Source organism: Micromonospora sp. KC723 (assembly GCF_004348595.1).
GTDB lineage: Bacteria > Actinomycetota > Actinomycetes > Mycobacteriales > Micromonosporaceae > Micromonospora.
In genome coordinates, this window is the sequence record NZ_SMKD01000226.1 from 1 (window position 1) to 5,382 (window position 5,382).

Genomic DNA, 5,382 nt, shown 5'->3' on the forward strand with positions numbered 1-5,382 from the left:
GCACCGTCACCAGCACCCACTACGAAATGTCCACCACCGCCGACCTCACCGCCTGCCTCGACGACCTCACCCACCGGTTAACGTCGACACCCTCCGGGGCTTGACCAAACCCATAGGGACACCCCCCTGGCCCGCACCTGGTTGACCATGGAGGTGAGGTTGCCGCGGAAGGCCGACGCGGTCGTGGACTTGTCGTTGTGCCCGAACTGGATGAAGACCAGGTCGTTGCGCTTGACCAGCGGTCGCATGGTGGGGAACAGCGCCGAGTTGCTCAGGAAGCTGGCCGAGCTTTCTCCCGAGTCGCCGTAGTTGGCCACCACCGCACCGGCCGACACCCGCACGGGCAGGAGCTGCCCCCAACCGGCGTACGGGGCGGTCGGCTGGTCGCACACCGTGGAGTCACCGGCCAGGTAAACCCCGAGGGGGTTGCTGGCTACCTGGACGGTCAGTCCGGACAGTCTCGGCGCGGACCCGGCGAAGGTGATGTCCAACCCGGGGTTACCGCTGCCACCCTGCCCGGTCGGCTGGCCCTCCGGCTGTCGTACGTTGACGGTGAAGACAAATGCGCTGATCGTGCCGGCCGCGGTGCTGACGGCCGGCAGAAGCCGCCGGCGGGCCTCCACCGACATCGACGTGTTGCCCGCCGAGGCCCGGTCGCCGATCCACGCCGTCACCGTGTAGTTGCCCGGGGAGACCGCGAAGCGGCAGACGATCGGCGAGTTGCCGGAGCACTGCGGGGGCCGGCCCGGCGGCGGGGACGCGGTGGGTGACGGAGCGGGCGTCGGCGAGAGCGTGGGATTCGGTGGTGTGGTGGGAGTCGGCGACGCGGTGGGGATGGCGCTGGGCGTGCTGGTCGGGCTCGCCGTGGGCGAACCGCCGACAGAGCCGGTACAGGTCACTCCGTTGAGCGCGAAGCTGGCCGGCGCCGGGTTGCTGCCGCTCCAGGCCCCGTTGAACCCGAACGACACGGTGCCGTTCACCCCGATCGACCCGTTGTGACCGACGTTCCTCGCCGTGACATCCGATCCGCTCTGGGTCACGCTGGCGTTCCACGCCTGGGTGACCGTTTGCCCCGCCGGGAAGCTCCAGGTCAGGGCCCAGGAAGACACCGGGTCGCCGAGGTTGGTGATGGCGACGTTCGCTCCGAACCCACCCTGCCACTGCGAGCTGACCGCGTAGTCCACCCGGCAACCGGTGGTGGCCGCCCCCGCCGACACGGCGACTGCACCGCCCGCCGTGCCCGCAATCACCGCCGCCATGCCGAGCACTGTGACTGCCCGGGCACTCCCCTTACGCATCGAGGCTCCTCTTCCTGTCGGTGTTCGGTCCGCTCACCCCGGCCACGAGGGACGGTCAGCGATGGAGTCGAGGGCAGCTCCCGGATGAGCCCGGACGGCCGCCGCGGACAGAGGTGGTCGGCCGCCGGAGCCGCTGGAACCTCTTGCGTGGTGAGCGCTTCCCGTAGCCGGACAGATGTATCGGTAGTGTTACCGTCGGACGCCTTTCTGTCAATCGACGCACATCAAACTATCCTCGGTGGGCGACAGCGGCCGGCGGCGTCGATCTGGCGGCGGGGACAGCGCGGCATGCACGGGTCCGGGCGGCTGCGGCCGCGCGTCAACGGGGACTTCACCGCGCAACATCGGGGCACGTTCCCGCCAGCCGGCCCGACCGGCGGTCAGGAGTTGGGGTCGACCTTGTCGCCGGCGATCGACCTGTCGAGCGCGTCGAGGATCAGGTCAAGCCCGAACGCGAACTCGTCGGCACGGATGCGCTGTCCCACGTCGCCGACAACCCGATGCGGGTGTCGGCCGGCGCGCTGCTGATGCTGGTCAACTCCGTCGCGGTCGTCACCATCGGAGTGATCGCACTGCCCGTCCTGCGGGCACACCACGAGATCCCGGCCTACGCGTACCTGGTCGCGAGGACCGTCGAGGGGGTCATGCTGGCCACGGGAGTCGTCTTCCTGCTGCTCCTGATACCACTCGCGCACGAGCACGCCGACGCCGCCGCGGACAGCCGCACCGTCCTGGCCGCGCTGGCACGCGTGGCCACAGAAGGCAACCGCTACTGCTTCCAGATCGCCATGATGGCGCTGGGGCTCGGCAGCCTGCTGTTCTGTCGGGTGCTGTCGCGCGCACGGCTCGTGCCCCGCCACCTGGCAGGGTGGGGGCTGGTCGGCTATGCCGTCTTCCTAGTCGGGGCGATCCTGGAACTGCTCGGCTACCGCGTCGGCATGGCGCTGTCCATCCCTGGCGGCCTGTTCGAGGTCGCCCTCGGAGCCCTGCTCGTCGCGAAGGGTTTCCCGACACCCGTCACCGCGAGGGCGACGGGCGGCCCCACACCCCGGCGCCTACCGCTGTGGCACCCCCGGCAACGCCCCGCATCCTGACAACCTGAACCGGCCGAGCCCACCCGCGCCACCCCGACCGCATCGTCCACGCTCGCGGCCAGGGCGCCTGATGACTCCCCGTCCGCACCCGATCGCAGTGCCGGAAGGGGTAGTTGGCATCCGTTTTCAGTTCCAGTCAGCCGTGATCGGTCACATGGCAGGATTGTGCGGTGCGCGTGCTGCTGGTGGAGGATGACGACTCGGTCGCGGAGTCGCTGAAGCGTGGCCTGGCACGGTACGGGTTCGAGGTGGACTGGGTCCGCACCGGCGGCGAGGCGTTGGCGGCGTCCGGGCAGGATCTGGTCCTGCTCGATCTCGGTCTGCCGGACACCGACGGCCTCGACGTCTGTCGCCACCTCCGGTCTCGCAGCGGCGTACCGATCATCGTCATCAGCGCCCGCTCGGAGGAGATCGACCGGGTGGTCGGGCTCGAGATCGGCGCCGACGACTACGTGTCGAAGCCGTTCGGCATCCGGGAGGTGGTCGCCCGGATGCGGGCGGTGCTGCGGCGCGTGGCAACGGCGAACGCCGACGCATCCGAAGGCACGACCGACCAGGTCGTCCTCTCCCAGCGCCTGGTGATCGACCGTCGTGCCCGCCGGGTGACGCTCGACGGTGTCGAGGTCGCGCTCGCGCCCAAGGAGTACGACCTGCTCACGCTGTTGTCCGAGGAGCCGGGCGCCGTGTTCACCCGGGAACAGATCATGGAGGCGGTGTGGGACGCGAACTGGTTCGGCTCCACCAAGACGCTCGACGTGCACGTCGCCGCACTGCGCCGCAAGCTCGGTGACGTCGTCTCCATCGAGACGGTACGCGGCGTCGGGTACCGGCTGGCCATCCGATGATCGTCCGCCAGCTCGTGGCGACCTATGTCCTCTTGGTCGCGCTCGCCATCGGCGGCTTCACGATCCCGGTGGCGGTCACGCTGACAGGCCAGCTCCGGAGCGACACCGAGAGCGCGGTACGCCGAGAGGCGGAGACGGGCGCCCGGCTGCTCGCCGTGGATGACGATCCGTCGCGGCAGGCGTTGGCCAGCCTGGTCGACGCCTTCGAGCGGCAGACGCCGGGACGCATGGACGTACTGCTGGCCGGAAGGCGCCCGGCCGCCCCGCAGCCGACACCGGTCGCCAGCGACGACGCGGCCTTCTCCGCCGCGTTGGCGGGCCGGGAGTGGCAACGCTGGGGGTACGCCCCGGCACTCGATGCCGAAGGCCTGGTGCTCGCCGTGCCGGCACACGGCGGCGACGGCGAGGTGGTGGGCGCGGTACGGATCAGCTATCCCGCCGCGCCGGTCGACACGCGGATCCAACAGATCTGGATGTTCCGCGCCGCGCTGGCCGGGGCGGTGCTGATCGTGGCGGCGCTGCTCGGCAGCCTGCTCGCACGGCGCCTGACCAGGCCGCTGCGGGAGCTCAACGAGATGGCGAGTGTGCTCCGTGACGGCGACCTGACCGCGCGCGCCAAGGAGTCCGGGCCCGCCGAGGTGCGCACGCTGGCGCGTACGCTCAACACCGCCACCGAGACGATCGACGCGCTGATCCGCTCACAACGGGCGTTCGTCGCCGACGCGTCGCATCAGCTTCGTACGCCGCTGACCGCACTGCGGCTGGCGTTGGACAACATCGCCGACGGGACCGACGACCCCACGACCCGCGAGGACGTCGAGCGGGCCACGGCCGAGGTCGTCCGCATGACGCGCCTCGTCAACGGCCTGCTGGCGTTGGCGAAGGCCCAGGCCCAGGTGGCCCCGGTGGCACGGGTGCCGGTCAACCGCGTGGTGGCCGAACGGTTCGAGATCTGGCGTGCGGTCGCCGACGACCGGGCCGTCGAGCTACGCCTGGACGCCCCGGCGTCGGACATCTTCGCGCTCGCCACGCCCGGCCACCTGGAGCAGGTGCTGGACAACGTGCTCTCCAACGCGCTGGACTTCTCACCGAACGACGGTGTCGTGACGGTGTCCGTCCGCCGGCAGGAGGGCCGGGTCGTGACCACCGTGATGGACGACGGCCCCGGGTTGTCGCCCGCTGAACGGGAACGGGCGTTCGACCGGTTCTGGCGTGGGCCGGCGGGCCCGGGGCGCTCGGGCTTCGGCCTCGGACTGGCGATCGTCAAGCAGCTCGTGGTGGACAACGGCGGAACGGTGGACCTCGGCGAGTCTCCATCGGGTGGTGTCGCGGTGCGCATCGCCCTGCGCGCCGCCTGATCCGTTTCTCGTCATGGTGGTCGGGTCACACAAACTCCGGTCAGCCTTTCCTGGCAGAACCTTTCCTCTCCCCTTCCCCTGCCTTGTCTGATTGCTACACCGCGTTGACCCATAGTTGTCTACGCAAAGCAACTCGACAGGAAGGGGTTGGGCAATGCGCAGGACAGCCCGAATCGTTGTCACCGGTGCCGTCGGCGCCGCACTGGTGGGTGGAACCGGTGCGTACGCCTGGGCCGACGCGGGCGAGGCCAAGCGTTCGAAGGCGGCCGCGTCCAATGAGCGGAAGCCGACCAAGGAGACGATCGCCAACCTTTTCACCGAGTGGAACGCGGCGTTGGCCACCGGCGACCCGGAGGTAGTGGCGGACCGGTACGCGAACGACGCCGTACTGCTGCCGACGGTCTCCAACCAGGTACGCACCAACCGCGCGCAGTTCGTCGACTATTTCGGACACTTCCTCGAGAAGAAGCCGCAGGGCGAGATCAAGCAGTCGTACATAAGCATTCTCGACAGGAACACCGCTGTCGACACCGGCGTATACGTCTTCACGCTGGCCGCCACTGGCCAGCAGGTCGAGGCGCGGTACACGTACGTCTACGAGTTGCGCGACGGCAAGTGGATGATTGTCAACCACCACTCGTCCGCCATGCCGGAAAGCAGCTAGTGCCCCGTCATGCAGCCTTGAACGGGTAATCCGGATGGCGGATCTTGGATCCGGTGGCGAATCTGGTTTTCGGTCTGGCGTGCTGGTTGCGCCAGCGGATGTAGTCGCCGATGGCGGCGTCCT

The 5,382-nt window shown here is 69.5% G+C and carries 5 protein-coding genes and 1 pseudogene; 4 read left to right on the top strand and 2 right to left on the bottom strand.

From position 1 onward, the window contains the following. Positions 1 to 77: 77 nt before the first annotated feature. On the bottom strand, positions 78 to 1,298 hold the full coding sequence (locus E1165_RS27720) for a cellulose binding domain-containing protein (RefSeq protein WP_132394652.1): 1,221 nt from the start codon (positions 1,296 to 1,298) through the stop codon (positions 78 to 80). Between the two features lie 500 nt (positions 1,299 to 1,798). Here E1165_RS27720 and E1165_RS27725 point away from each other — a divergent pair, with 500 nt between their 5' ends. From E1165_RS27725 to E1165_RS27740, 4 genes are all read left to right on the top strand, one after another. Next, entirely contained in the window at positions 1,799 to 2,392 is a 594-nt protein-coding gene (locus tag E1165_RS27725; protein ID WP_132394653.1) for a DUF4386 domain-containing protein, read from the top strand. A gap of 170 nt (positions 2,393 to 2,562) precedes the next feature. Next, complete coding sequence (locus E1165_RS27730) at positions 2,563 to 3,237, top strand: response regulator transcription factor (RefSeq protein ID WP_132394654.1); 675 nt, start codon at positions 2,563 to 2,565, stop codon at positions 3,235 to 3,237. Continuing rightward, on the top strand, positions 3,234 to 4,595 hold the full coding sequence (locus E1165_RS27735; protein WP_207917061.1) for a HAMP domain-containing sensor histidine kinase: 1,362 nt from the start codon (positions 3,234 to 3,236) through the stop codon (positions 4,593 to 4,595). Before E1165_RS27730 ends, E1165_RS27735 begins: the two co-directional genes overlap by 4 nt. Positions 4,596 to 4,749: 154 nt before the next feature. Further along, positions 4,750 to 5,259 carry an SgcJ/EcaC family oxidoreductase gene (locus E1165_RS27740; RefSeq protein ID WP_132394655.1) on the top strand — a complete coding sequence of 170 codons (510 nt, stop codon included), beginning with the start codon at positions 4,750 to 4,752 and terminating at the stop codon, positions 5,257 to 5,259. A 7-nt stretch (positions 5,260 to 5,266) separates the two neighbouring features. On the opposite strand, the pseudogene E1165_RS30870 reads toward E1165_RS27740, so the two are convergent. Beyond that, positions 5,267 to 5,382 (bottom strand): annotated as a pseudogene (locus E1165_RS30870) (transposase); the annotation flags it as partial.